The following is a 25,895-nucleotide window of genomic DNA, read 5'->3' as shown; positions in this document are numbered from 1 at the left end:
GTCCGCCAGTGGATCGAAGCCGTCATCGACACCCTCAAGGGCCAGCTCAGCCTGGAACAGCACGGCGTCAGAACCCCAGCCGGAGTTTTCGCCCGCACCGCTCAACGCCTCCTCGCCCTCGCCACCGGCATCTGGCACAACTGGACCACCGGCGCCACAGTCAAACGATCACTGATCGCCTACGACCACTGAAGACATCGGACTCATTCATCTAGGACGGGGGCAAAATCGTCAACGCCCCGAGACCCTGATCGAACGTGGCCGGGCCAGACCTTGAAGGTCGACCTGAGGACCCTGCGGCCAGCGGTGGTGAGGGGGTCGACGACGCAAGGATTGTCGTGCTGCCGGCCGCCGGGCACATGGCATGGGTGCCGGTGCCATCGAGCGGTCGCGGAGATCGTTCCCTTACGGCTCAAAGGGTGTGGCCGCTTCGGAGGTTCCATCGCCGGTCGCGCCCGCTGAGTTCGGTGGCGGTGAGCGGGCGGACGTCCAGGCGCCAGAATGCCTGGTCGGGTGCTGACAGAGTGTGGATCAGGGCTGCGCGGATCACGTCCGGTTCTGCGACGGCGATGATGTGTCCGGTCCGGCTGTCCAGGGTGTCGAGCCAGGCTGCGACGCGGTTGCGCACGTCCTGCAGTGATTCTCCGTCATGGGGTGCGGCGGTCGGATCACTCAGCCAGAGAGCGACGGCTTCCTTTTCGGTCCCGGCCACGGCCTCGAGTGTTTGCCCCCGCCAGCGACCCATGTTGCAGGCGGCGAGGGCGGCCAGTGGTTCGGCGGCGGTCAGCCCGAGGGCCTGGGCGGTCCGGCGGCAGCGCAGGGACGGTGAGGTGTAGGTGGCGGCGGCCGGGGCGAGTGTGCCCGCAGCGGCCTCGGCGCGTGCGGTCCCCGCCGGGTCGAGAGGGCTGTCGTCGTCGAACCGGAACTCCCGCAGAGCTTCACTCGTGGCGGGGGATACCAGCGTCAGCCGTACGGTCATCGATTCCTCCGGGGGGCCTTCGCACGGCCGTTGTCGCGCGGCACCCTACCTGTGGGGGGCGTGCGGGAGTGATACGGGACTCACCCCCTTGGCGGAGTGACCTGTACGCGGTACGGTCACGGCGACATTTCAATACGCGACGACGGCGAGACGGAAGTCCGGTGCAAGTCCGGCACGGTCGCGCCACTGTGAGCCGCAGCGGAATCCGTCGAGGATGATGCCGCGGCGAGTCAGACCCGTGGACCGTCGTCCTGCACCACCGTATGGGACGCGTGTTCCCCGAGGAGGTTCCACCATGGCCGAGGCCGTTGTCTCCGCTTCCGTTTCCACCCCTTCCGTTCCTGTGCCGGCTGCTCTGCCCGTCCGCACGGTCCTGCCCTGGGCGGTGTTCGTCGGCCTCCTGGCGCTGATCGCGCTGTACTTCGTCGGCGCCGAACAGGGCGCCACGTCCGTGTTCGCCGGCACCGACGTGCACGAGTGGGTCCACGACGGACGTCATCTGCTCGGCTTCCCCTGCCACTGAGAGGCACTGCACGTGTACGCCTCAACTGTCAGAGGTCTGCTGGTCCGTGGCATGCTCGCGGGCCTGATCGCCGGACTCCTCGCCTTCGCCGTGGCCTACGTGGTGGGTGAGCCGCCCGTCGACGGCTCGATCGCGGTGGAGGAGGCCCAGGCCGCCCATGCTGGGCACGGCGCCGTGTCCGAGGAAGCCGCCGAGGAAGAAGCGGTCAGCCGCCCGGTGCAGTCGACCGCTGGTCTGGCCACCGGCGTTCTGGTGTACGGGGTCGCGCTGGGCGGCATCGCGTCCCTGGCGTTCTCCTTCGCCCTGGGCCGTCTCGGCCGGTTCAGCCCACGCGCAACCGCGGCACTCACGGCGGCCGCCGCCTTCACCACCGTCTATCTCGTGCCATTCCTGAAATATCCGGCCACCCCACCGGCGGTCGGCAACCCGGACACCATCGGCAAGCGCACCACGCTCTTCTTCCTGATGATCCTGCTCAGCGTGCTGCTCGGCATCGCCGCAGTCATCGCCGGGCGGCGGCTGGCACCGCGCCTGGGCAACTGGAACGCGACGCTCACCGCCGGGGCGGGTTTCGTCGCAGTGGTGGCCGTCGCATGCCTGTTCCTGCCCACGAACGACGACTCGGTCAAGGCCGGTTTCCCCGCAGCCCTGTTGTGGGAGTTCAGGATCGCTTCACTGGCGATCCAGGCCGTGCTGTGGGCGGTCTTCGGCATCGTCTTCGGCGTCCTGGCCCAGCGGCTCCTCGCACCACGGGCGGCCAACACCCGACCCGCGGTGGAGCAGACGGCACCAGCGACCGGCTGACCCGCGGGCCACGCCAGGCAAGTACCCTCCAGGCCCCGCCACCCCTCGGGGGTTCGGCGGGGCCTGTCGCATCCCCGCACGGCCGCCACGTCGGCGGGCCGCCCTGAAACGCCTGTCGTGCCCGTCCGCGCGGCAGAAGACCCTCCTGCGGCCGGACGGAGGCCACGCCCCGCAGAGGGCCGTGTTCTGCCCGGCGCCGGGGTCAGTCGTGGGCTGCCTGACCGGACACCCGGTCGTCAGCATGGCGGGGTACGACTTCGCGGACGGCGGTGACGTCACGGCCGCGGCGCAGGCTGCGGCAGACATGGTGCTCCTCGCGCCACGTCTCCGCCACGCCCGCGAAGCGTAGTTCGCCAGGTGCGGGCCGACCGCGGCGCGGGAGGCGATGCAGCGTTCGGCAAAGGAGCCGACGTCGGACTCCTTGTGGGCGAGCAGCCACAGCAGGTGCAGCCGGGTCGTGTCGGCCGGCACCGCGAACACGTCCCGGACCTCAGCGAGGCGGGGGCTTTCCGGGCCCCGCAGATGCGCATCAGGTCTCCACCCCGGCCCTGTCGCTGTCGCGCCTTGCCTACGATCCGGAGAGCCTGCTCAGCCCGGCACCGGCCGCCGTGCTTCTGTCAGTGATCACGTACTCGAGAACGCCTGGGAGCCGGAGCCGGCAGTGGGGCTACTTCCAGGGGGTCGTGAGGAGGATGCTCCCCGGCTTCTACAAGGAGGAGGGCGACCAGTGAACGACGCGCAGCAGCACCCGGAGAACGCGGTCAACAGGACTGACCAGGCCAACACGAACGCCGCCATCGCCCCCGGCTGTATTCACCTCCAGCTCGCACACCGCGCTATTCACCTCCGCTGGGCGCCCGGCCGCGACATCGCGATGCGCGCCCGGCGGGCGTCCATCAACCATGCTTGGATCGGCGGCGGCGGCGGGGAGACCGATGCGCGGGCGCCCGTCGACCTGGGTGAGACCGAGAAGGAACACCAGGCGCTCATCGCACGGCTGCTCCGCGACGGTGACGCCCTGCGCAGGGAGTTGGGCCTGCCCGGCTTTCCCGCTCCCGAAGACCCGGCCGCCGACATCGCCGCGTAAGACACGCCCAGAAGCGAAGACGGACACGGCGCGCAGCGCCGACGACAGGACGAAGAGCGCGACTGCGGACGAGAAGCCATGCGCGCGGGTGCCGTCCGCCAGAGCCGGATGATGACGCTGGGGCGCGTGCCTCTCTGAACTGTGCGGGGCTGCCCCTTTGTGCCGTCTCAGGCCAGACCCGTAAGGGCGGTCCTGGGATGCCCATGCCCGGTCAATCGATCAACTCAGGTGGTGGTCAGTGAACGTGCGGTGAGGCGCTGGAAAGAAACTCATCAAGCACGAGACGGGCCTTCTCTCCCCGCCTCGCGCGGTCCTGCTCGTCCTGCGCCACATGAATTTCGGTCGTGGCGTCGAGAGCGTCCTGGGCCAGCTGACTCAGGACGGAATGGCCGCAGATGAGGCGGACTCGGCATAGCGCTGCTGTGGCCTCCGCTCGCCGCTGATAGGACTCTTCACGAGCGCTGATGAATTGAGGGCTGTTCGGTTCGGCCTGCTCCAAGTGCCAACGGTCATTCTGACTCCGGCGGAAGTCGGTGAGAGCAGCAGCGAAGGCACTGTAGGCGGCAACCCGTTCGTGCCAGAGCTGTTGGTTTCGGGTGAATCGTTCGGCCTGCCGGGCGATGTGCCGTTGGAAGACGAAGGTGAGGGTGGACCCGGCCAGCGTCGCGAAGACGGCGACGAGGCTTGTGAGCGCGGCATTCATGTCCTCAGGATTCCCGGGCCCACGCATGCCTGAGCGTGGAGTCGCGTCGCTCGCCTGTTCCTACAGTTCAGCAATGACAAGCCGGTAGCCGATGTCGAGTGTTTCGCGGTTGAGCAGGCCGGCATGGCGTTCGTGCCACATGCCGGAAGACAGGTCGTCGGACAGCCGGGCCAAGCCCGGACGGAGTACCTCCTCGCCAGTCTGGGCGAGCATGGATATGCCAGCACGCACTTCCGGATCAAGGTAGGCCTCGGGTCGGCGCCAGAAGGCGGCGCCGAATCCGTCGGTGCAGTCATGCGGGATCGGGACCGTCTCGATGCGGGCGCCTCCCAGCAGTGCAATCAGCCGGTCGATCGCGACGGCCCGTGTGTCGTCGAACGCGGCTACCTCCGGCAGGTACTCGTCCACCAGCCAGAACCTGCGGAGGATGATCTGGTCCCAGGTGAAGATGACGACGCGCCGCCGGGCGATCCGAAGCAGCTCCCCGATACCGGCTTCCATGTCGGTCCAGTGGTGCACGGTCAGGAGGGCCATCACTGCGTCGGCGGAGTCATCGGCGAGAGGGATCGACTCCGCGGATGCCTGCAGGGCCCGCACGGATCCGGCCGGACGCTGGGCGATCATCACTGAACTGGGTTCCACCGCCAGCACCGTTTGCGGCGGTTCGTAGGAGCCGGTGCCAGCACCTACGTTGATCACCGTCGCAGCATCGCCGAGCGCCGTGTGGATCTTGGCAGCGATACGGGGATCCGGTCGTCGGGTGTGACTATAGGTCGCACCAATGCAGTCATAAGTCGTCACGACGGACAGTATGCCGCTTCCACCCATGACCACCTGCCGCGGCTGGTGGACCCGCCGGGAGGTATTGACGATTCCTCCGCATTGACTGCTAGGGCTTGTCTGATGGGTCAAGTGACCCCGCCCGCGTTCGATCGCTCTGCTTGGCGCGGGAAGGGCCGATCGGTGTGACCGAGAGTGCTCCTGGTGAGAGGGCGCTTGCCGAGGCCCGGCCCGGCCGGACTGCCGCCCGAACGCGGCGCGTCGAGTTCTGTCTCGTCGATAGGTCGGTTGACCGATGCCACCCCAGCGGGCGCTCGCGATCATTGATGCCGCAGCCACCCGGCTCTGCCCGGCCCGGGAGTTCTGCGCGGGGTGAGGGGGTGGCGATGCTCCTCGGCATCAAGGAGTCGGCGATGTCGGGCCTGCCCCCGCTCCACCCGACCAGGGGAGAGGCAGAACGCCATGGCCCGCCCCGTTGCACCGTGGTGATCGACGGTGCACAGCGGTGCGCGGGCGGGGGCGTTCGACCGCCCGGTGCGCCAACCGGCTTGAGCCGGCGCGGACCCGCATCGTCGTGGGCCGCGCGGCACAGGCGGCGCTGCTTTGCACGGCAAGGGCAGGGCAGCCGGGCACCGCTGCGGTGCCCCTGGTGCAGGGCCTGGCAGGCACAAGGGCCTGCCGGTGGACCAAAGACAAGGAAACGATATGTCGTTAGCATCACGACAGCGTCTGCGACAGCCGGCACGGCCCATACGGGCGCGCAGAGCTGTGGGGCGGCTGCTCGCCCCTCTGCTCGCCCTGGTCACCGCGGCGACGAGCCTGGTGGCCGTCACGGGGACGCCAACGCCTGCCCATGCCGCACCCTTGCAGGGCACGACGCTCATCACGTGGAACATGCAAGGAGAGAACGCGGGCCACATCTCCGGCGGCAAGTGGCAGAACACCGTGCGCCCCTACATGCGACAGGTGCCCATCATGCTCTTGCAGGAAGTGGGCGCCGGCCCGCCCAGCAGCATGGAGAATCCCGACACCCGTCAACCGGTGCCTTCTATCGCGCGCACGACGGCCGATGGACACACCTATCGCAACGCCGTCTGGAATCCGGAAGGTCGTTTCCGTCCGCGTCCGTATGAGGTCAACTTCTTGCAGACGGATTCCAATGGCGGAAGCGACACGGGCGGCCGCGTCAACATCGCTGTCATCACCGCACAGGTGCCGGACGAGGTCCGCGTCGTCGACAACCCGATCGCGGCTGGCCGCCGGGCGCTGGGCGTGCGTTTCGACAACGACTGGTACTTCACCTTTCACGGCCTCTCCGGTGGCGGCGGTGACTCCGCCAGGATGCTCGACGCCATCGACGACGCCGTGACAGCATGGGGCTCAGCCGACGGGCGATTCTACGGTTGGACCGTCGGCGGCGACTTCAACACGGACCCCGACACCCTCGGCGGGCGCACAGACTTTCCGCCGAACGCCGCCGTGTACAACACCGGCCAGGCGACCCACCAAGGCGGCGGGGAACTGGACTATGCGGTCTCCGACCACATCATCAACGGCTTGAACGCGCGTCGGCTGAACGGCGCCGGATCGGACCATTACCCCGTTCAGGTCGGCGGTCTGCGGGGGGCTGCGGAGTCGGTGGAGTTGAAGGTGATGCCGACGGGCGACTCCATCACCGGCGGAGTCAACCACTCGACCGGTGACGGCTACCGCGGCGTGCTGTACGCGGACCTGTTGTTGACGTCCCTCGTCGCCAAACGCTCCCTGGACTTCGTTGGCAGCCGGCGATCTGGGGACACGACCGATCGGGACCACGAGGGGCACCCCGGCAAGCGGATCGATGAGATCGCCCGTTTCACCGCCTGCTCGGTCGAGGCGCTGCGGCCCAACGTGGTCTTGCTGCACGCCGGAACGAACGACATGAATCAGAACTATCAGCTGGACACCGCGCCGATGCGGCTTCGTGGGCTGATCAACCAGGTCCTCGCGGACGCCCCCGAGACCACGGTGCTGGTCGCCACGATCATCCCCTCCACCAAGCCGGGCATGCAAGCCAGGATCGATCGCTACAACGCTGCGATTCCCGGGGTGGTGCAGCAACTGCGGGCCGAGGGCAAGCGGGTCCGGCTGGTCGACGCGGCCTCCGCGCTCACCCACGCTGACGTCGACGGATCGCACCCCCACGACGGGGGGTACCGCAAGCTGTCCGACGTCTGGCTGGAGGCCCTGTACGCGGCGGCCGACGAGGGCCTGCTCCAAAAGCCCGTCAAGGGATCCGGACGGGACTGCTCAGACCCGGCGGACCCGGGCGCGGGCAACGGGATCGGCCCCGGCTGGCGGGCGCTGGGCACGATCGCCCCGGGGATGGGCGGCCCGGACGGCAGGATCGACCTCGTCGAGCTCAACGGCGACCAACGCGCCGACTACATAAAGATCTTCCCGAACGGCTCGGTGCGCGCCGCGCTCAACACGAAAGGGAACAACGGTCGGCCGCACTGGGTGGACCAGGGCATCATCGCCCCCGGTGTCGGCCAGCCCGGACATACGGTGCGCTTCGCCGACGTGAACGCCGACGGCCGAGACGACTACCTGGTCGTGGGCGCCCAGGGCTCGGTGTGGTCCTTCTTGAACAACCGCGGCAGCGACGGAAAGTTCCACTGGGAGAAGGAAGGCCGGATCTTCCCCTCCTACGACGGCACCAAGCCGGTCGGCGACGAAAGCGGTATCGAGTCGGGGTGGCAGCGTGAGGACGTGCGCTTCGCCGACGTGGACGGCGACGGCAAGGCCGACTACCTGGTCGTGGGCCCGGCCGGCTCCATGGACGCCTATATACGAGCGGCCCCCGGTCAGGCCAACAACTGGTTCAAGGTCGATACGTTCGCCACCGGAACGAAGGCGGGTCCCCGGGCCCGGATGCGGCTCGGTGACGTCAACGGTGACGGCAAAGCGGACTATCTCATCGTGGGCAGCACCGGCGCGGTACACGCGTACATCAACCACATGGACGGCCTGTCCACCGGCAACTGGATCGAGCACCAGTACTTCGCCGACGAGTCGTTCCACCCCGACACCGCAGTGGCCTTCCGCGACGTAACCGGCGACGGCAAGGCCGACTACCTCGTTGTCGAGGGAGAACGCATCCAGGCCTGGGAAAACCGCGGGGGCAACACCACCCCCTCCTCCGGAGCCTCCGGCTCCTGACCCCTTTCCGGTACCTCGGCTCCACGCGCCGGCCCCGGGCCTCCGCTCCACCCGAAGCCCGGAGCCGGTACGTGCTCGCCTCGACAGTTCGGCGAAGCGGACCTCATCCCGGGGCCCCCTCGGCCAGCACGTTGACCGCCATCGAGGTCCATGTCGTGCCGATGCCGTCCAGCAACTTCCGCCTCGGACACCGCGGACCGAACAGGTCCGCGTGCTGGGCCGTGGTCGCCTGGTGACCTGAAGCTCACCACCTGAGTCAAGGGTGCCATCTCAGAGCGCTCAGAGCAGTTCCGAAATATGCCCATACCGCTATTTGTTACCGCCTATCGCCTGGAGCCACCCATGCCCGAGTTGCGCCGCGTCCCCGTCAACGGCATCGAACTGAACGTGGCCTTGGCCGGATCGGGTCCTGCCGTCCTGCTGCTGCACGGCTTCCCTCACACCTGGCAGCTGTGGACCGACGTCATGGCGGAACTGTCCGGCCGGTTCCGGGTCATCGCGCCGGACCTGCGCGGGTTCGGCGCGAGCAGCCGGGCTGTGGCCGGATATGACGCGGGGTCCCTGGCCGCGGACGCCGCGGCCCTGCTCACAGCGCTTGACGTCCCCTCGGCCGCCGTAGTGGGCATCGACGCCGGCACCCCGCCGGCCTTCCTCCTCGCCTTGCGCCACCCCGAGCGGGTGCGGCGTCTCGTCGTCATGGAGTCGCTGCTGGGCGAGCTGCCCGGCGCCGAGGGCTTCCTCGCCGACGGCCCTCCGTGGTGGTTCGGCTTCCACGCCGTCCCGGGCCTGGCGGAGACGGTCCTGGAAGGTCAGGAAGCCCCCTACATCGACTGGTTCCTGCGCGCCGGCACCCTCGGCGACGGGGTGCGCCCGCCGCTGCGGGACGCCTTCGTCGCCGCCTACACCGGCCGGGAGGCGCTGCGCTGCGCGTTCTCGTACTACCGGGCCCTGCCCGAGAGCACGGCGCAGATCGCGAAGGGGGCGGCCGCCTCGCGGCTGACGGTGCCAACGATGGCGGTGGGCGCGCATCCCGTCGGCGCAGCGCTGGAGCGCCAACTCCGCCCGATCACCGATGACCTGACCGGACACATCATCGAGGCCTGCGGCCACATCATCCCGGTGCACCGGCCGCAAGCGCTGCTCGCCCTGCTGCACCCCTTCCTGGCCGCCGGTCACCCAAGGACGCCGACGCCCCTTGCCCGCGGCTGACTTCAACGTCCACGATTCAATCTCTGGCATGCCCAGGCCAGGGGCACATCGATGGGGTGGCGCGCGTCCCACGTCTCCGCCCCCTGTGGCTCGATGACGCTGGCGAAACATTCGCTCAGATCAGGCAGAGTACGGCTGTATAGGTGCTCTACTGGCCAGCTGAAGCGCTCAGTCTGACGATCGACTCATACATCCTCGGACCGGCCCATGGGCCCCCGCCGACCTGCAAGGCGTCATACCGTGGCGAGTTCACCCTGAGTCTTGTGCCGAATGTGCACGCGGGTTGACGTTCCGACGGGAAGAGGTTCTTGGGGAATGCATCACGTGGGACAAGAACCTTTCGTGTCGCGCCCGGTCCGGCTCCGTGCTCGGGCACGCGAGGCAAAGGCGGTCGAACGGCTCGTGCAGGCGGCACGCTCGGGACAAGGCCGCGCACTCGTCGTGCTCGGCGAGGCCGGTATCGGCAAGACCACGCTGCTCGGCCACGCCCTGGATGTGGCCACGGGCTTCGAGTCGTTGCGCGCGGTCGGCGTCGAGTTCGAGATGGACCTGCCGTTCGCGGCCTTGCATCAGCTCTGCGGGCCGCTCCTGCCCAGGATCGATCGGATTCCCGGCGCTCAGCGAGAGGCGTTGGAGGCGGCGTTCGGCTTGCGCAGCGATGTGGCGGCCGACCCCTTCCGCGTCGGACTCGCCGTCCTCGGTCTGCTGACCGAGTCCTCCCGCGACAGCCCGGTCCTGTGTGTGGTGGATGACTCCCAGTGGCTCGACAGCGCGTCGGCGCGTGTCCTCACGTTTATCGCTCGACGGGTGGAATCCATGGGCGTTGCCTTCGCATTCGGGCTGCGTGACGTGCCGGGCACCGATGAGCTGCGAGGGCTGCCCACACTCACCGTGCCGGGCCTCCCTGAGGGCGAGGCCCGGGCGCTGTTGGCTGCGGAAGTCATGGCGCCACTCGACGGAGCGGTCCGCGAAAGGATCATCGCTGAGGCGCGGGGCAATCCGCTCGCGTTGATGGAACTGGCGCGCAGCGCGGGGCCGGCAGCCATTGCGGGCGGTTTCGCCCTCCCCGACACGGTCGCGGGGAGGATCGAGCGAAGCTTCCACGATCGCGTCGCGGCGTTACCTGACGACACGCGACGGCTGCTTGTGGTCGCCGCGGCGGAGCCGGTCGGTGATCCGGCGCTGCTCCAGCGTGCCTGCGCCTGCCTCGGCACGGACATCGAGGCGGCGGCCCCGGCGGAGGCAGCCGGGCTGCTGGAGCTCGGCGCGCGGGTACGGTTCAGCCACCCGCTCGTACGCTCCGCCGTCTACGGGGCCGCGCCGCTGGCCGAGCGCCGCGCCGCTCACTCGGTACTGGCCAAGGCAACCGACCGGCAGACGGATCCTGATCGACGCGCCTGGCACCGGGCTCAGGCGACGCGAGGCGTGGACGAGGATGTCGCGGCGGAGCTGGAGCAATCGGCGCAGCGCGCACAGACCCGCGGCGGTCTGGCCGCCGCGGCGGCCTTCCTGGAGAAAGCCGCTGCACTGACGCCGGACCGCACCCGCCGCAACGAACGCCTGCTGTCGGCGGCCCAGGCCAAGCACGACGCCGGCGCTCCGGACGAGGCGCTGAACCTGCTCGCCGCGCTGGACGCCGATGGACTCGACGACCTTCAGCAGGCCCGATCGCTGCGTCTGCGCGGCCGGGTCTCGTTCGCGGTGCAGCGGGGAAACGAGGCTCCGCCGCTGCTGCTCGAAGCAGCACGCCTGCTCACCCCCTTCGACGCAGGGCTCGCCCGCGAAACGCTCCTGGAAGTGCTGTGGGCAGCGGCGTGGGCAGGCCGCTTCGGCCATGCCGAGGCGATCGTCCGGGCGGCCGAGGCCGTGCTCACCAGCATCCCTCTGACGCAGCCCCCAGGAGCGGCCGACCTGCTGCTGGACGGCATTCTGAAGCTGTTCACCAGGGGGATGGCGGCAGCCGTGCCGGACATCCAGGCCGCGATCCGCGCCTACCGGCGCTCCGGTGAACTACGAGCCCTCCCGCTCGCCTGCCGTGCGGCCTGGGGCGTATGGGACGACGACGCCCTGGAAGCGCTCAGCACGCGGCTGACCGCGACCGCTCGCGACTCGGGAGCGCTTGCCGTGCTGCCGGTCGGTCTCAATTTCCAGGCATGGCTGAACCTGCACAAGGGGCGCTTCGACAAATCCGCCGCATGCATCCAGGAAGCCGATGCCGTGGCAGAGGCGACCGGTGCGCCGAAGACCAAGTACGGGGCGGCATTCCTGGCCGGATGGCGCGGCGATCCGGACCAGGGTCTGCGGCTGCTGGATGCCAGCGCACGTGAAGCCGCCTCGCGCGGAGAGGCGACCGCAGTCACGATCACCGAGTTGGCCACCTCGGTACTGCACAACGGCGGCGGCCGCTATGACGCCGCGCTCAACGCCGCGCGGAAGGCCGCGGCACAGATTCAGATCTCGGCGTTCGGGGCGTGGGCCCTGCCCGAGGTCGTCGAGGCCGCCACTCGCCTGGGACAGACGGACGTGGCGATCGACGCGGCCGAGGAGCTGTCCGGGAGGACCTTGCCGTGCGGCACCGACTGGGCCCTCGGCGTCGAGGCCGCGACACGCGCCCTGATCGCGGACGACACCGCGGCGGAGGACCTCTACCGCGAGGCGATCGAGCGACTGGGACGGACCCGGATACGCGCAAACCTGGCCCGGGCGCACCTCCTCTACGGCGAATGGCTGCGTCGCCAAAGACGCCGTGTCGACGCTCGCGCGCAGCTGCTCACGGCGCACGAGATGTTCTCCGCCATGGGTGCCGAGGCGTTCACGGCGCGAGCGGAAGGCGAGCTGAGAGCAACGGGCGGGTTCCGTCGCCCGGTTGACGCTCCCGAACGGTCCCCCGTCCGCGGACCCGGAGTCGCACGCCCCGTCGAGCCGCCGTCGGACCTGCCCGCGGGATTGACCGAGCGGGAGGTGCAGGTGCTTCGCTTGGCGGCCCAAGGCCTGCGCAACCGGGAGATCGGCATGCAGCTGTCGATCTCAAGCCGGACGGTCGGGCACCATCTGGCCCACATCTACGACAAGACTGGCCAGCGGACCCGGGCCGGCGTGACGAAGTTCGCCATGGAGCACGGACTGCTTCCCTGACAGCCGCTGGACTCACCCGGTAGCCGTCCAGTGGGCCACTCGCCGCCCGCCCTCATCAGAGAGTTGTAGCCCGGTCGGTCTGAAGAGACGACTGACGCCGCAGAGACCCCGGCACGTTCACTGGATCGGCGGCGGGAATACGACGACGCGCAACTTCTGAAAACTCCGCCAGCGGCCCGCGTTATCCGCGTCTCCGCTGTCGGTCGCCACGTCCGACCACGATGCGCTTGCTACACGTCGTGCAACCGAAGATCCAGGAGACAGGCCTTGCCAACCGACTCAGCGCCCAACTGGCGACGGAGGCGGACACCGACGCGACCGTTTCGGGGTGAGGGCGGTGGGCGACCTCGTTCGAGACTGGGCCCCAGTCCTTCGGTGGTCGGGGCTGTGTTTCTCCGGTCGATTGCGTCGCGAGTGACAGATTGTCGCGATTCGGTAACACGGAGGTGGGTCAGTCGGAGTAGGCAATAGCGTCTTTTACGACTCCCCAACTCTCATTATCCACCCATGTGTTCGAATTTGATGTCGATGTCGGGTCGCCTCCAGGCCGCACCCGAAGCCTTATGACGAACGGAAGACTATATGGCCTGTGCCTTTCTGCTCTTGGTACTGCTTGGCTTGCCCGGGGCATGGGCCTCAGGAGCGCGGGGGTTCCTCGGCACGGCCGGCATCCGCCTCGGTGAGCGAACAAGTAGTGTTCCGGCGGCCAACGGGCTGTCAAACCACCGAGAAAGCGCCTGGCCGCACCGGACAGGACCTTTCCGCTTCGGCCGTCTTTTCGGGACCAAGCGCGGTCTTCGCGGCAGGCGATGGTCAGCAGCTCGCAGCTGCATCGTTTGATCAATCAGGTACCACAAGTACGTCAGCGCTCACACGAGCGCTGCTGCAGATCGCAAGAGTGAACGGGGTTCTTCGTCATGCTTCTGAACAACCTGTCGAAACGAGCCCTGGCCGCCCTCTCGGCTCGTACAGTGGGGGACGACGGACGATTGGGCGGGGGCCTGATGGATCCACTTGTTCTGGCCGCGACGTCAGCGTCGATCGTAGGGGCCCTTGCAACCGACGCCTGGCAGCAGGTCCGGGACCGGACGGTGGAGATCTTCCGTCACGCACGGCCTGATGAAGCTGACAACGTGTCATTGGAGCTTGAGGAAGCTCGTGAACTTATCCTTGCGGCAATCGACGATGATGACGCCCGCGTCGAGCATGAGTTGACCGTTACGCTTCAGCGTCGCCTGCAAGATCTCGTGAAGGACAACTCTTCGGTTGATCAGGACCTGCACCGCCTTCTCAACGAGCTGCTGGTTTCTTCACGAAGCACTGTCTTGTCGCAGCCCACAGCGCTTTCGATCCTGACGGCCTGGGCGACCCAGGGTCTTTCCGGCGTGCCAGTGGTACCGCTGACGGGCCTCGGGAATCCGGCTGCGCCCTTGGCTCTGGCAGCTGGCGACCCGTCGGGTGTCTCGGCCGCGTGCCTGCCGCCTGCGCCTACGGTGTTCGACCGGTTGGGCCCCGCACGGATGCTGCCTCGTGCTGTGCCGACCTTCACCGGCCGCGAGCCGGAGATGGAGCAGTTACTTCGGGCGGCGGATTCCATCGACGAGCCGTCGGTGTGCCTGCTGCACGGTATGCCGGGTGTGGGTAAGACAGCCTTGGCAGTCCACACCGCCCATCGTGTAGCTGATCGCTTCCCTGACGGACAGCTGTTCATCAACCTTCGAGGCCACGACCCGGGGGACGATCCAGCGTCGGCGTTTCAGCTTCTGGGCTCCTTGCTGACAGCGGCGGGCTTCCCCACCGGCGTGCAACCGGAGAGCGTTCATGGACGCGCTGGTATGTGGCGCAGCTGGCTGTCGTCGAAGCGCATGGTGATCATTCTGGATGACGCTGCTGATTTCAGTCAGGTGGAGCCTTTGCTGCCGGGTTACCCCGGCTGCCTGACCGTAGTGACGAGCCGGCTCCGGCTGGAAGCTGCTGAAGTGACCAGGTCCGTTCCCGTGGAAGAGCTGGCACCGGAGCTCTCCGCGCGGCTCTTCGACCGCTTGCTGCGGCATCGCGGCTTCGAAGAGGGCGGGCACGACGCCTACGAGGTCGCCCGCCTGTGCGGGAACCTGCCGCTGGCACTGGTGTTCGCCGCCAGTGTTCTGCTCGCGCACCCCACCTGGCGGGTGCCGCACCTGGTCAATGACCTGTCCAGTACCCAACGGCGTCTTACACGCCTGGCCGGCGGCCGTGCGTCCATTTCTCAGGTTCTCAGTACCTCTGTCCGCACACTCGACGACACCGAGCGGCGATTCCTCCGGCGGCTCGGCATGCACCCGGGGCCGGAGCTGGAGAAGCGCGCAGCGGCCGTGTTGGCCAATACCACGGTGGAGTACGCCGATCAGTGCCTGGACTCCCTGTACCGGCACAGCCTTCTGACCGAGGTCTCTCCGGGTCGCTTCCGCATGCATGTCCTACTTTCGTCGTACCTCAACACGGCTCCTCCTGAGCAGTTCGCCGACACAGCGACGCCGGAGGACATGGGAGACGAGGAGGAAGTCCGACGGCGGCTCGTCGACTACTACCGCCGTACCGCTACAGCCGCTTACCTGCTGGAGACTCAGCAGGAGTCGGCAGACGCTCTGCGCGGCTCCCTGCCGGACCGTGCACCGTCTCTCAGCGGGCCTTCCCAGGCGGCCGCCTGGCTTGCAGCGGAGCTGGAAAATCTCGCGGCCTGCACTCAGAACACCGCGGACCATCCCGAGGTGGTGGCCGACCTTGCCACCGTAGTAATCGCCTATCTGCTGCAACGCGGCGACGAGGGAATCCGCACAGCGCGCGAACTCATTGAGGCGGGCCATCAGCGGATGGTGGCTCGTGGGGATGTGCGTGCACAGGCGCTATTCGCGCACCTCTCGGGCCTGTTGGCCATCGCCGAAGGCGACGTTGCAAGGACCGTGACGGATCTGGACCGAGCGGTCCGGACCAGCCTCGACGCCAGTTGGACTCTCGGGGCAGCGCGGGCCCTCTACGGCTTGTATCTGGCGTTGCGCCTCAGTGGGCGGGACGACGAGGCTCTCTCAGCCCTGGATGAGGCAGCAGAGCTGTTTTCGGAAGCCGGTGATCGTCGCGGCTTGCGCAAGGCCCAAAAGCAGGGTGCTTTACGGGAGATCGACTCACGCGGGTCATCTGAGCAGTATCGACAGGGGCACCGGCTCCTGGCGGCCGGCATCTCGAGCGTCCCCGCCCCGGAGGACTTTCTTACACAGCTGGAAAACCTCAGCTTGGACGTGCACGCGCGACGCGTGGATCAGTCACGTCGGGCAGAGGCCGATGAAGATGATCCGCAGGTGCCTCCCGCAGACGAGGCCCCCTTGGATGAGGATGGGGCGAGCAGCGGTGGAGGCAGTGGCGGGGAGCCCCCCGAGGCTGAAGGATCGGCGGGATTCCCGGACGACGACGACTGGGAAGGCGACTCCACCGCACAACAGCCGGCAGAAGCGACGACGACAGATGTCCTTCCGGTTCATGAGCTGGACGCTGTTGACGCTCAGCACATCAACTTCTGGTTCGCCGACATCGCCTCGGACGACACCCCTTTACGGGTCGCTGAGAGCCACACCGGTTGCTTCCAGGTAGGCCCGGACCATCCGGACAACCTGGTGGCCGGTGATCGTGTCATCCCGACCGACGAGATCCCGGATCCGGGACTGCACACGCGGTGGATCGTGTCGTCCTCCACCTGTGAACTGGCCCTCCCCGACGACGCGGATCCGCAGTTTCGGGCTACCGTCACCGTCGGAGGAGACCGGCCCCAATGGAACATCGACTTCGACTTGCTGATCCCGCCACACGGGCAGTCCGAGGAACGCTTCATTGTCGTCACACCCCAACAGGCAGGCACGGCACGCATCGATGCCATGGTGCTGGTCGACGGTGACCCCTACCGTGAACTGACCATCGAGTTCCCGGTCGACGAACCGCTCGCCGCTGAGCCGCAGGGTGGGCTGAATGCGGACTCGCCGGGCCGGCCACCCGGTACTCGGCCCCCGCGCACCGAGGCTGCCGGCCTGCCTGGCCAGCGCCCGCCCACAACCGTGGTCGCCAGCGACGACAGCAGGCCAGCGGCTGTACAGGTCCCGCGCGCGTTATGCCCTCCGCGGTCCCATCAGCGCCGCCGCGGCCCTGTGCAGGTGCGGGCACGGCAGCGTGTTCCCGCCAGGGAAACCGCCCTCCATGTTCCCCAGGGCTGGCAACGGGCGACCCGCGAACTGTCTCTCTACGTCAACCCGCCAACTGCCTGGTGGGATTTGCGAGTCGCAGGCTCGCGCGACTCGAACATGACCACGTGGGTGCCCACGGCGGCGGCCGGGCAGCGAGTCCGCGACGCGCAAGTAGCCCTGGACACCTATTGGCAGTCCCGCGCTCAGCGGTACAACCTCATCTCCGCCTCCGACATCGCCCAGCGTCTGCGGGACTTCCGCCCTCGTGCCGACTGGTCCCTGCAGGCTGGGCCGGCCGTCAAGGAGGAGGACGAAGAGGCTTGGAGTGCCGACGCGCACAGCGAGGAGATGAGGGCCCTCGCCCTTGCCGGTCGACAGCTGTTCCGGGCCATGTTTCCCGAGAACACCGACCTCAACACGATGATCGAGGCACTTGAGCCCGGAGACCGGCTGACCATCCACTGGAAAGACTGCACGCCCCAGCATGTGCCCTGGCCCCTGCTGTTCCGCGGCACCCTGCCACGCCCGGGCCAACCAATCCAGGCACACGACTTTCTTGGGCTGCGACTTCGGATTTCCCACGTCGTACACCCCGGCGAGTTCACGCGCTCGCTCGACAACGACGCCGTCCGCGCCCATCTGATGTACTGGGGCGGCAACCCGGACGACGAAACCCTGCTGGCAGCGCAGGAGCACGCTGAGGAGCTGTCCACCTGGCAGCCCACAGTTCTGCCATCAGCAAGGGAGAACCCCAAGGCACAGCTGTCACAGTTCCTTTGGGACCCCTCCCCCGTCTCGCTGATCTACGTGTTCTGTGAGGCATCCACCGGAGCCGGCAATAAGCCGAGCCTGCGCTTCGGGAGCACCAGCGACCCGTGTGACGTCCTCCAGCTCACCGACATGGGCGTTGACCCTCTGACTGACAAGCCCCTGATCTTCATGAACGCCTGCGAGACGTCTGCCGCCGAGCACACCTACAGCAACGAACTGCAAAACTCGTTCCTGGAACGCGGCAGCCGGGCCTACATCGGCAGCGAGTGCAAAGTACCCACCAACTTCGCCGCGCGCTTCGCCAGCGTCTTCTTCCACTTCCTCTACACACGCGATGTCAACGGAGCTCCCACCGCCGCCGGCGAAGCTCTCGCACAGACAAGAAAGTTCTTCTGGGACGAATACCGCAGCATCGGCGGCCTGTTCTACAGCTACGTCAACGACGACCAGGTATTCATCGCCAAACCTCACGAAGTCGCAGCCATGCACCGGCCCAGCCCACGGACGTCGCAGACCCGAGCGAGGCAAGCGTGACCTCACCGCACCACCCGCCGGACATCGCCGGCCGGTTCCTCACTGCAGACACACCCGGACGCATGGCCCTCGTACGAGACCCGGCCGCCGCTGACGCTCTGCGGGACCTTCTCGGCACAGCTGCCTACAACGAACTGAGCGAACTGGCAGGCCCTCCACCAGCACAGCACCTCGCCGACGCCAGCCCCACAAACCTCATCTTCGTGCCCGGCGTCATGGGCAGCATCCTCGCCAGCACGGGACTGGGTGGCATCTGGTGGCTCGACATCCGATCCCGCGATCGCATCGACAGCCTGGCACTGGCCTCCGACGGCCAGAGCGATGCCCACCCGTCGTTCAAGATTCAGCCCGTCGCCGTCGACGCCTCTTACGAAGGCTTCCTCTTCGCCGCAGAACGACGAAACGACGTACAGCCCCTCGCCTTCCCCTACGACTGGCGCAAACCGCTTCACACCAGCGCCGACCGCCTACATGAAACCGTGCTGGCTCAACACGCCGAAACGCACCCACGACACCCCATCAACCTTGTCGCTCACAGCATGGGCGGCCTTGTCGTACGCACTGCGCTCATGCGCCACCCCAACCTGTGGAACCACATCGGGAAGATCGTGTTCCTCGGCACACCCCACTACGGAGCACCCGCCATCGGCGGCTACCTGAAGAACCACCTGTGGGGCCGCGACCGCCTCGCCCTGCTCGGCAAGTACCTCTCACGCGACACCTTCCGCTCCCTGGCAGGCGTGCTGAATTTGCTCCCGGCGCCCGTCGGCGTCTATCCCGAAAGCAGTGCCAAGGACGACCCCGATTACGACCACCCCTGCACCAACTTCGACCCGTACGACGTCGCAGCCTGGCACCTCAAGCTGAACCCCGCCCAGCAACTATGCCTGCAGTCCCTCCTCGACGCCGCCGCCCAGCACCACCGTGACCTCCATGCATGGCACCATTCCCTCGACCAGCGCCAGCGCGACCGTATGGCGGTCATCGCCGGGACAGGCTTCAACACCCTCTTCCGCCTCGCCTACAACAAGCGCATGGGCTTTCTGTGGCAGCACATGGACCGCATCACCACTCGCATTCCCCACCACCCTGACAGAGACGGCGACGGACGAGTCCCCCTCGCCTCCGCTCAGCTCCCCTGGGTCGGAGAAACTCGCTACATCAACGGCGAACACGGCAGCCTGCCCAATCTTCCCGCCGTCCAAAATGACGTCTGGCGCTTTCTGGTGGGCAAGCCCATGCAGCTGAGTACCAGCTCGGCGGCAGCGATGGGCAAGCACCTCGCAGGCGACTCACCTTCAACCTCCGCCCTCGCACTCCCCCATCCTTCAGGCCAAAGATCGTCCGAAGATCCCGGCTATCTGAACATCACGGGACCCACGGCAGCCGAGCTCGCCGCGCTCGAGCAGCAGCTTGAATCCGGCCGGCTGCCGGACTTCATACGCACGCGACTGCTGTAGCCGAGTGGTCGGCGTAGGGCGTGTCGGACGGCCGGATCGCTGAGCGCCCTGGTACCGGGAATCTCGGCGCCGGCGCGGGTGCACCAAGTGGGAATCATGGACGCTCTGCATGTCTGTCGTCCGAGAACGACGACCCTCCTGGCTTCCACACGTTGCCGCGGACAGGGGGCCGACCTGGCCCGCTGTCATCATCACTGCCATGTCAGTGTGCGCACGGTCCATCAAGGAGCACCCACCCCGCCTGTAGGGCGGCTATGAATGGCCGCCCTACGGGGGAGCCGCCGCCCAGCAACCGCAAGGCGGCCGCCGCTGAGCCCGTCGCCCACGCCCGCGGCCACTTCGCTGCACACCGGCCGCGGATGAAGCCGCGTTGCCGTCCCGCCCCTGACCCGACGTAGGCCATGAGCCTGTCTGGGCGGGACCGGGCAGCCTGGCGACGATCGTTGCTCGTCCATCCGCGCAGCGGGCCGGGCTCCAGCAGCGGCTGCCGTGCAGGCCCCCTTCCAGACACCTGCGAGCACAGCCGCACGCCCGCCTGATACCAGACCTTCCGGGGGCCGGCCTCAACGAGGCAACTGCGCCGTGACCAGCCTGACTCGCAGGACGACGTTCCAGACCGTCCTGTCCGGGGCGGGCGGGTTGCCGGCACGGGCCGGCGGACCCGACGGCCGCACAACCCGAAGTTCCGCTCCTACGCTGCGATATGACGTGCCCTCAGGCACTCAGGCACATCGTGGCCTCCTCGGTCCGATTCGCCTCACGGCACCGCTCGGAGGCCACGCCCTTCACCCTCCGCGCGGAAGCTTTCTTGGCGTTCTTGGCGTGCGTGACGTTCCGTTGACGCCCTGTAAGTCCTCACTGGTCATCCCAGTGGCCTACCATGTGCGGCCCGAGTATGCCGCCCGGCATCGTGTGACGTGTCACAGACAACGGGGCGGCTCTGTGACAGCTTCGGCGCAAGCTTCAACGCTCTCATTTCTCATCGGAGTTGATGAAGAGCCGCTCCGGGAGCATTCCGCTCGGGACGGTCTGCCCGCACGTGGAGAGGATCGAATGAGCACCTTGGAAGCCGTAACGCTCGACCAGGTGGTCGACACGGCTCGCTATCCCCTGTCGGAACCCGAGAGCGCCGAGGGACAGGCCGTGGTCTCCCGCGCCCGGCGTGAGTTGCTGACTCTCGGCTGCACCGTGCTGCCGGACTTCATCCGTCCGTCGCTCCGCGAAGTCCTGCAGCAGGAGTGCTCGGCCATCGCCCCCCGGGCCCACTACGACGTCGAAACCGTCAACGTCTACAATATTGCGGTGGACTCGGCGCTGCCCGAGGACCACCCCGGCCGGCGCACCTTCCAGCGGGGCAACGCCTTCGTCGCGCGGGACCGCGTCCCCCAGAGCTCCCTCATCAGCAGGCTCTACTCCCATCAGGTGTTCCAGGACTTCATCGCCCGCTGTTTCGGGCTGCCGCAGCTCCACGAGCTGGCGGACCCGCTCTCCGGGCTGGTTCTCAATGTCGTCGCGCCTGGCATGGAGCACCCCTGGCACTTCGACACCAATGAGTTCACCGTCAGCATGCTCACTCAGCAGGCACAGGCCGGCGGCGTCTTCGAGTACTGCCCGAACATCAGGTCCGCGCACGACGAGCACTTCGACGACGTCCGGGACGTACTGGACGGCCGTGGCGAGCGGCTGATCCGGAGCCTGCCCCTGCAACCCGGTGACCTGCAACTGTTCAAGGGCCGCTACTCGCTGCACCGGGTGAGCCCCGTGCGCGGCGAGGTCGCCCGCCACTCAGCGATATTCGCCTACAGCGAGCGCCCCGGCGTCATCGGGAGCGTGGCACGGACCCGGCAGCTCTTCGGCCGCGTCCTGCCCGAGCATCTGGCGGTCGAGGGTCGGGCCGTGCGGGGCGACCTGCTGCTGGACTAGCGGTATCCCCGCTCTGCGATCCCCCACAAGCGATCAATGGAGGAGTAAGCCCTGTGCGTTTCGACGCGACCGGGAAAGTCTCGCTCGACCACATCTACACCCAGCCCGACCCGCGCAGCTATTTCAGCGTGCTGAGCCCGCTCGGCTACTGCATTCCCCAGCAGGCCAAGCCCTACTTCGCCAAACTCATCAAGGAGTACCGCGACTCGCAGCACGTCGCGGTCCCCAAGGTGCTGGACATCGGCTGTTCATACGGAATCAACGCCGCCCTGCTGAAGTACGACACGACCATGGACGAGCTGTACGCGCGCTACGTCGGCCAGGAGCGCGCGGGAGAGAGCCGCGAGGCCCTGCTGGCCCACGACCGGGAGCTGTCCCGGTCGCGCCGCCCCGCGCAGCCCGTCCGCTTCGTCGGCCTCGACACCTCCGGCAGCGCGCTGTCCTACGCGCTCGACGCCGGGTTCCTGGACGACGTGGTCCACGCCGACCTGGAGGAGCGCGAGCCCACACCGCGGCAGCGCGCCCAGTTCGCCGGGACGGACCTGGTGATCTCGACGGGCTGCCTCGGCTACGTCACGGAGCGCACGCTCACCCGAGTCGTCGAGGCACAGGGCACCCGCCGGCCCTGGATGGCGCACTTCGTCCTGCGGATGTTCCCGTTCGACCCCGTCGAGCGCGCGCTGGCCGGGCTGGGATACCGGACCGTCCGTGTCGAAGGGTTCTTCAGACAGCGCAGGTTCGCCTCTTCGCAGGAGCAGGAGCTCGTGCTGGACAGGATGTCGGCCGCAGGGGTGGATGTGCGGGGCCTGGAGGCGGAAGGCTGGCTGTACGCACAGCTCTACCTCTCCCGGCCCGCTGACGGGGAAGCCACAGGTCCCCACGAACTGAATCGAGAGCAGAATTGAAAATCAGTCAGGAAACGGCTGCCATGACGACCTTCTCCCAGGAGGCCGGCCTGCCGCGCGTGCCGCTGCCCACACTCGAGGCGAGCTGCGAGAGGTTCCTCGCCTGGTGCGAGCCGCTGCTGACCGCCGACGAGCTGGCGGCGACGGAGGCCGAGGTGGCCGCCTTCCTCCGGCCGGACGGCCCGGGCCGGGTGCTGCACGCGGCGCTGGAGGAGTACGACGCGGCGGAGGGCGTACACAGCTGGCTCGACACCTTCTGGCCGTACCGCTACCTGGGGCGCCGGGACCGGATCGCGCTCAACGCCAACTTCTTCTTCCTGTTCAAGGACACCGGCCGGCCACAGGTGGAGCGCGCTGCCGGGCTCATCGCCGGGGCCGTCGACTACAAGCGGCAGCTCGACCAGGAGCTCATTCCGCCGGTGGTGCAGCGCGGGCAGCCCCAGTCGATGGAGCAGAACAAGTACCTGTTCTCCGCGACCCGTATCCCCGGCGCGGAACAGGACACCGTGCGCAGCCCCTACACCGACCAGTGGCCGGGCCCGTCCCGGGCCCGGCACATCGTGGTGTTCTTCCGGGGAGGCATGTTCCGCCTGGACGTGCTCGGCGCGGACGGCGTCCCGCACAGCCTCGAAGACCTCGAGGCAGGCCTGCACGCGGTGATGAAGGCCGGCGCCGAACCGGCCGCCGCGGACACCTCGGTGGGGCACCTCACCACCATGGCTCGCGCTCAGTGGGCGGCAGCCCGCGAGTCCCTGCTCGCCTGCCAACCCCGCAACGCGGACGCGCTCGACGTCATCGAGACCGCCCTGTTCTGCGTCTGCCTGGAGGACTTCGCACCCGCGGACACCCAGGAGGCCTGCGACCAGCTGCTGTACGGCGACCGCGGCAACCGCTGGTTCGACAAGGCGGTGTCCTTCATCGTCTTCGCCGACGGCCGTGCGGGCATCAACGTGGAGCACTGCGAGCTGGACGGCACCACCATCCTCAGCTTCACCGACGCCCTGCTGAACACTCCGGCCGAGGAGCACTCCCGCCGGTCCGGCGCCCGCTCCCAGGGGCTGCCGGCGCTGGAGCCGGTCGTCTTCGAACTTGACGACACCCTGCGGGCCCAAGTGCGCTCGGCCGCTGACGCGTTCGCGGCGTACGGAGACAACACCGCCACCCGCATCGTGTCCTTCGACGACTTCGGCAGCAATACCGCCAAGGCTCTGGGCGTCTCGCCGGACGCGTTCGTCCAGGTCGCCTACCAGCTCGCCCACCAGCGCGCCAAGGGACACCTGGGCGCTACGTACGAGTCGATCGCCACCCGCCAGTACCGGCGCGGGCGGACGGAGGCGATGCGCGTCGTCACCCCCGAGATGCACGAGTTCGTCGCGGCTATGACCGATCCGGCGGCCGACGCCGCCACCCGGCTCGCCGCGTTCCGGGCCGCCGTCCAAAAACATGTGACGCGCGCGAAGGAATGCCAGCGCGGAGAGGCACCCGAGCAGCACCTGTGGGAACTGGAACTGATCCAGCGACGGCGCGGGGCCGAGCTCGGAGTGGCCGAGCAGCCCGCGCTCTACCGCACTCCGGGCTGGCTGACGATGCGGGACGACTACCTGAGCACCAGCTCCGCACCCTCCGCCAACATCCAGTACTTCGGCTTCGGGGCGACGAGTGACCGGTGCATCGGCGTCGCGTATGTGCTGCTGCCGGAGCGGTTCAACCTCTACCTGAGCACACCGCTGGGGGTGGCCGACCAGATGCGGGTGTTCGGGGACCGCCTCCGGGAGGCGGTCGGCGAACTGCGGGAGCTGCTGGCGGACTGACCGGCAGGCGGAAGGGCTGCCACCCTCCGTCACCCTTTTCGCGGCTCCGCAATGGGCCTCCGGCCTTCGGGTCCGGCATGACCTCCCCCCTTTGTCGTTCATGATCCGGGGGTGGTGTCACCGGGCCCGGAGGCATCGACTGACCGCTGATGAAGGGCTTGAGCACCAGCTTCACCCGAGCCGGAAGAGCTCTCCGTAGCGTGGATGTGGCAGCTCCGGTGCCCGGCTCACCTTTTGCGGTGGGTGCACGCTGAGTAATGGGGTGGGCGGATGAGAGTCCCGGCCGGCTAGGCTCCGAGCCATGAGTGGACCGGTGTTGGTGATCGAGTTGGCGGAGGCTGTCCCCCGCGCGGCGATCCAGCGGCTCCGCGAGCTTCTGGTTCGCTCCTCGGCACGGTTCGAGGAGAAGCGGGTCGGCGAGTATGACGTGAACATTCACGCGGAGAGCCTCGGCATCTCGGCCACCGGTGGCGTCGACGGACGTCGGCCCGTCCTGTTCTCTCTCATGGGGCCGGCATCGGCGATGAGGCCGTCTTCAAGGCCGAGCACGCCGACGAAGTCGACCAGGAGCCTCTCATCGGCTTCACGCGGACCTACGCCGTCGACGTCATCGCGTTCTGCAACAGTCCAGTCGACCACGTCGTTCCGGCCCTGGTGACCGCCGCCGTTATGGACGTGATCGGTGGAGTCGCCCACGCCGAACTACGGCAAGATCAGGTGCCGATCGTGGCCGGCCTTCCGGGAATCGTCGCAACGATGGCCGATCCGTGGCCTGCCGCGTACGGTTCGGCGGAGTTTCTCGGAGCGTGGGCGCAGCAGCCCGGCTTCCGGCTGCTCACATAGCCGGAGCTCGGCCAGCCGGCTCAGGCGAGTAGTACCCGCTTGCGTAACGGCCCAAAGCCCGCGCGGCCGAACATCCGACGCTTGAACATCTATCCGGTTGACAGTGCGCGGCGTAGCGCTGGAGCAGACCCCCACCCCTTGCTCAGGCGCGGGCCGTACCTGCTCGCCTCATTTCCCCACATTCCGGGAGCCCTGGGCCCTTACCACCTCGGCGGAGCCAGGGCGGAGCAGGTCAAGGGAACGCACCGCTGGCTCCGTGCATCCTTACAACTGCACGAAGGGGTGTGAGCCTCGCAGCCCTTGAAAGAAGCAGAGAGCATCACCACCATGAACGCGTCCCCTGTCACCGCCTCGGTGCCCGACACGAGCGGAAGAGTCCGGGCCTACGCAACGGCGTCGGCATTCGCCGGAGGACTCCTCCTCGGCGTCTTGACCAACCTGGCCCAGGGCCGGCTTCCGGGGGCCTGGAATCAGATCCCCAACTCCGGTGCGGTCTGGTCCGTCGCCGCGTTCGCGGCCGGCGCGCTGGTGGCCCGGCAGGTCAGCCTGCCTGCGGCCGCCGTCGCGGGTCTGTGCGCCGAGTCCGGTCTCGTCATCGGTTACTACGGCTATGCGGAGGTCGCGCGCGACGGCATGGGCGCTTTGCTCGCTCCCCTCGTCTGGCTGGGTATGGCGTTCATCGCAGGCCCCCTGTTCGCGGTGGCGGGCTCCTGGTGGCGGGGCTTCAGCCCGCGCCACCGCGTCATCGGCCTCGCCGCCCTCGCGGGCGTTTTCGGCATGGAGGCCGTCCACTACGCCTGGGTCCTGCACTATGCCCCCCAGGCATGGGCCTGCCTCGCCGTTCTGGTCCTCGTGGCGCTGCTCATGGGCCGCACCCACAAGGAACGCGCACTGACCCTCCTGACCGCCATACCCTTCTCGCTACTGGCCTACCTCATCTTCGAGACACTGATCCTGGGGACGGTCCTCGGCTGATACGTCCTTCGGACCTCCTCTGCCACGGAGGATTCCCGCCCCCTTGG

General features: G+C 68.0%; 18 protein-coding genes and 2 pseudogenes. 15 read left to right on the top strand and 5 right to left on the bottom strand.

Translation table 11 applies throughout. The annotated features are described in order from the left end of the window. Positions 1-192 (top strand): annotated as a pseudogene (locus IE198_RS30000) (IS982 family transposase); the annotation flags it as partial. A 220-nt stretch (positions 193-412) separates the two neighbouring features. On the opposite strand, the gene IE198_RS29995 reads toward IE198_RS30000, so the two are convergent. Then, positions 413-979 carry a histidine phosphatase family protein gene (locus IE198_RS29995; protein ID WP_189892269.1) on the bottom strand — a complete coding sequence of 189 codons (567 nt, stop codon included), beginning with the start codon at positions 977-979 and terminating at the stop codon, positions 413-415. 295 nt (positions 980-1,274) lie between these two features. On the opposite strand from IE198_RS29995, the gene IE198_RS29990 reads away from it, so the two are divergent. Both IE198_RS29990 and IE198_RS29985 read left to right on the top strand, forming a co-directional pair. Beyond that, complete coding sequence (locus IE198_RS29990) at positions 1,275-1,502, top strand: CbtB domain-containing protein (protein WP_189892267.1); 228 nt, start codon at positions 1,275-1,277, stop codon at positions 1,500-1,502. Positions 1,503-1,514: 12 nt separating this feature from the next. Continuing rightward, the gene (locus tag IE198_RS29985) at positions 1,515-2,306 is read left to right on the top strand and encodes a CbtA family protein (RefSeq protein ID WP_189892265.1); all 792 of its coding nucleotides are present in this window, start codon (positions 1,515-1,517) and stop codon (positions 2,304-2,306) included. A gap of 202 nt (positions 2,307-2,508) precedes the next feature. Here IE198_RS29985 and IE198_RS36430 read toward each other — a convergent pair whose 3' ends face one another. Beyond that, positions 2,509-2,640: a hypothetical protein gene (locus IE198_RS36430; RefSeq protein ID WP_308426874.1), complete on the bottom strand. Its 132-nt coding sequence runs from the start codon at positions 2,638-2,640 to the stop codon at positions 2,509-2,511. Between the two features lie 393 nt (positions 2,641-3,033). On the opposite strand from IE198_RS36430, the gene IE198_RS29975 reads away from it, so the two are divergent. Further along, the gene (locus tag IE198_RS29975) at positions 3,034-3,393 is read left to right on the top strand and encodes a hypothetical protein (protein ID WP_189892263.1); all 360 of its coding nucleotides are present in this window, start codon (positions 3,034-3,036) and stop codon (positions 3,391-3,393) included. Between the two features lie 235 nt (positions 3,394-3,628). Here IE198_RS29975 and kilB read toward each other — a convergent pair whose 3' ends face one another. Both kilB and IE198_RS29965 read right to left on the bottom strand, forming a co-directional pair. Further along, a complete protein-coding gene (gene kilB / locus IE198_RS29970) occupies positions 3,629-4,096 on the bottom strand; it encodes a plasmid transfer protein KilB (protein ID WP_189892261.1) in 468 nt (155 codons plus the stop codon). A 60-nt stretch (positions 4,097-4,156) separates the two neighbouring features. After that, positions 4,157-4,897, bottom strand: coding sequence for a class I SAM-dependent methyltransferase (locus IE198_RS29965; protein ID WP_189892259.1), 741 nt, complete (start codon positions 4,895-4,897; stop codon positions 4,157-4,159). A 747-nt stretch (positions 4,898-5,644) separates the two neighbouring features. On the opposite strand from IE198_RS29965, the gene IE198_RS29960 reads away from it, so the two are divergent. Beyond that, positions 5,645-8,077 carry an FG-GAP-like repeat-containing protein gene (locus IE198_RS29960; RefSeq protein ID WP_189892257.1) on the top strand — a complete coding sequence of 811 codons (2,433 nt, stop codon included), beginning with the start codon at positions 5,645-5,647 and terminating at the stop codon, positions 8,075-8,077. A 75-nt stretch (positions 8,078-8,152) separates the two neighbouring features. Here the strand turns inward: IE198_RS29960 and IE198_RS36760 are convergent. Then, positions 8,153-8,282 (bottom strand): annotated as a pseudogene (locus IE198_RS36760) (winged helix-turn-helix transcriptional regulator); the annotation flags it as partial. 137 nt (positions 8,283-8,419) lie between these two features. On the opposite strand from IE198_RS36760, the gene IE198_RS29955 reads away from it, so the two are divergent. The 10 genes from IE198_RS29955 to IE198_RS29915 all read left to right on the top strand — a co-directional run bounded on the left by IE198_RS29955 (position 8,420) and on the right by IE198_RS29915 (position 25,848). Continuing rightward, on the top strand, positions 8,420-9,286 hold the full coding sequence (locus IE198_RS29955; protein WP_229834477.1) for an alpha/beta fold hydrolase: 867 nt from the start codon (positions 8,420-8,422) through the stop codon (positions 9,284-9,286). A gap of 324 nt (positions 9,287-9,610) precedes the next feature. After that, the gene (locus tag IE198_RS29950) at positions 9,611-12,421 is read left to right on the top strand and encodes a helix-turn-helix transcriptional regulator (RefSeq protein ID WP_229834476.1); all 2,811 of its coding nucleotides are present in this window, start codon (positions 9,611-9,613) and stop codon (positions 12,419-12,421) included. Positions 12,422-13,338: 917 nt separating this feature from the next. After that, positions 13,339-17,931, top strand: coding sequence for an ATP-binding protein (locus IE198_RS29945; protein WP_189892250.1), 4,593 nt, complete (start codon positions 13,339-13,341; stop codon positions 17,929-17,931). 215 nt (positions 17,932-18,146) lie between these two features. Further along, positions 18,147-19,391, top strand: coding sequence for an alpha/beta fold hydrolase (locus IE198_RS29940; RefSeq protein ID WP_189892248.1), 1,245 nt, complete (start codon positions 18,147-18,149; stop codon positions 19,389-19,391). A 1,053-nt stretch (positions 19,392-20,444) separates the two neighbouring features. Then, the gene (locus tag IE198_RS29935; protein WP_189892246.1) at positions 20,445-21,314 is read left to right on the top strand and encodes a HalD/BesD family halogenase; all 870 of its coding nucleotides are present in this window, start codon (positions 20,445-20,447) and stop codon (positions 21,312-21,314) included. A 53-nt stretch (positions 21,315-21,367) separates the two neighbouring features. Further along, positions 21,368-22,219 (top strand): class I SAM-dependent methyltransferase, encoded by an 852-nt coding sequence (locus IE198_RS29930; protein WP_189892243.1) that lies wholly within the window; start codon positions 21,368-21,370, stop codon positions 22,217-22,219. A gap of 23 nt (positions 22,220-22,242) precedes the next feature. Beyond that, positions 22,243-24,030 (top strand): choline/carnitine O-acyltransferase, encoded by a 1,788-nt coding sequence (locus IE198_RS29925; RefSeq protein ID WP_189892241.1) that lies wholly within the window; start codon positions 22,243-22,245, stop codon positions 24,028-24,030. 301 nt (positions 24,031-24,331) lie between these two features. Next, complete coding sequence (locus IE198_RS36755) at positions 24,332-24,688, top strand: DUF6368 family protein (RefSeq protein ID WP_506417283.1); 357 nt, start codon at positions 24,332-24,334, stop codon at positions 24,686-24,688. Continuing rightward, on the top strand, positions 24,607-24,873 hold the full coding sequence (locus IE198_RS37025) for a DUF6368 family protein (RefSeq protein ID WP_506417285.1): 267 nt from the start codon (positions 24,607-24,609) through the stop codon (positions 24,871-24,873). Before IE198_RS36755 ends, IE198_RS37025 begins: the two co-directional genes overlap by 82 nt. A 327-nt stretch (positions 24,874-25,200) precedes the next feature. Beyond that, entirely contained in the window at positions 25,201-25,848 is a 648-nt protein-coding gene (locus IE198_RS29915) for a DUF6518 family protein (RefSeq protein WP_189892237.1), read from the top strand. The last annotated feature ends 47 nt before the right edge of the window (positions 25,849-25,895 follow it).

It is taken from the genome of Streptomyces xantholiticus (assembly GCF_014651015.1).
GTDB lineage: Bacteria > Actinomycetota > Actinomycetes > Streptomycetales > Streptomycetaceae > Streptomyces > Streptomyces xantholiticus.
This window is presented reverse-complemented; position numbering and strand designations above follow the sequence as displayed.

What these genes read in the sequence shown, in the direction of transcription:
- IE198_RS29990 (WP_189892267.1), top strand. Translation starts at nt 1,275, where the DNA reads ATGGCCGAGGCCGTTGTCTCCGCTTCCGTTTCCACCCCTTCCGTTCCT.
- IE198_RS36755 (WP_506417283.1), top strand. Translation starts at nt 24,332, where the DNA reads ATGAGTGGACCGGTGTTGGTGATCGAGTTGGCGGAGGCTGTCCCCCGC.
- IE198_RS29995 (WP_189892269.1), bottom strand. Translation starts at nt 979, where the DNA reads ATGACCGTACGGCTGACGCTGGTATCCCCCGCCACGAGTGAAGCTCTG.
- IE198_RS29945 (WP_189892250.1), top strand. Translation starts at nt 13,339, where the DNA reads ATGCTTCTGAACAACCTGTCGAAACGAGCCCTGGCCGCCCTCTCGGCT.
- IE198_RS29935 (WP_189892246.1), top strand. Translation starts at nt 20,445, where the DNA reads ATGAGCACCTTGGAAGCCGTAACGCTCGACCAGGTGGTCGACACGGCT.
- IE198_RS29940 (WP_189892248.1), top strand. Translation starts at nt 18,147, where the DNA reads ATGGGCAGCATCCTCGCCAGCACGGGACTGGGTGGCATCTGGTGGCTC.
- IE198_RS29915 (WP_189892237.1), top strand. Translation starts at nt 25,201, where the DNA reads ATGAACGCGTCCCCTGTCACCGCCTCGGTGCCCGACACGAGCGGAAGA.
- kilB (WP_189892261.1), bottom strand. Translation starts at nt 4,096, where the DNA reads ATGAATGCCGCGCTCACAAGCCTCGTCGCCGTCTTCGCGACGCTGGCC.
- IE198_RS29925 (WP_189892241.1), top strand. Translation starts at nt 22,243, where the DNA reads ATGACGACCTTCTCCCAGGAGGCCGGCCTGCCGCGCGTGCCGCTGCCC.
- IE198_RS29955 (WP_229834477.1), top strand. Translation starts at nt 8,420, where the DNA reads ATGCCCGAGTTGCGCCGCGTCCCCGTCAACGGCATCGAACTGAACGTG.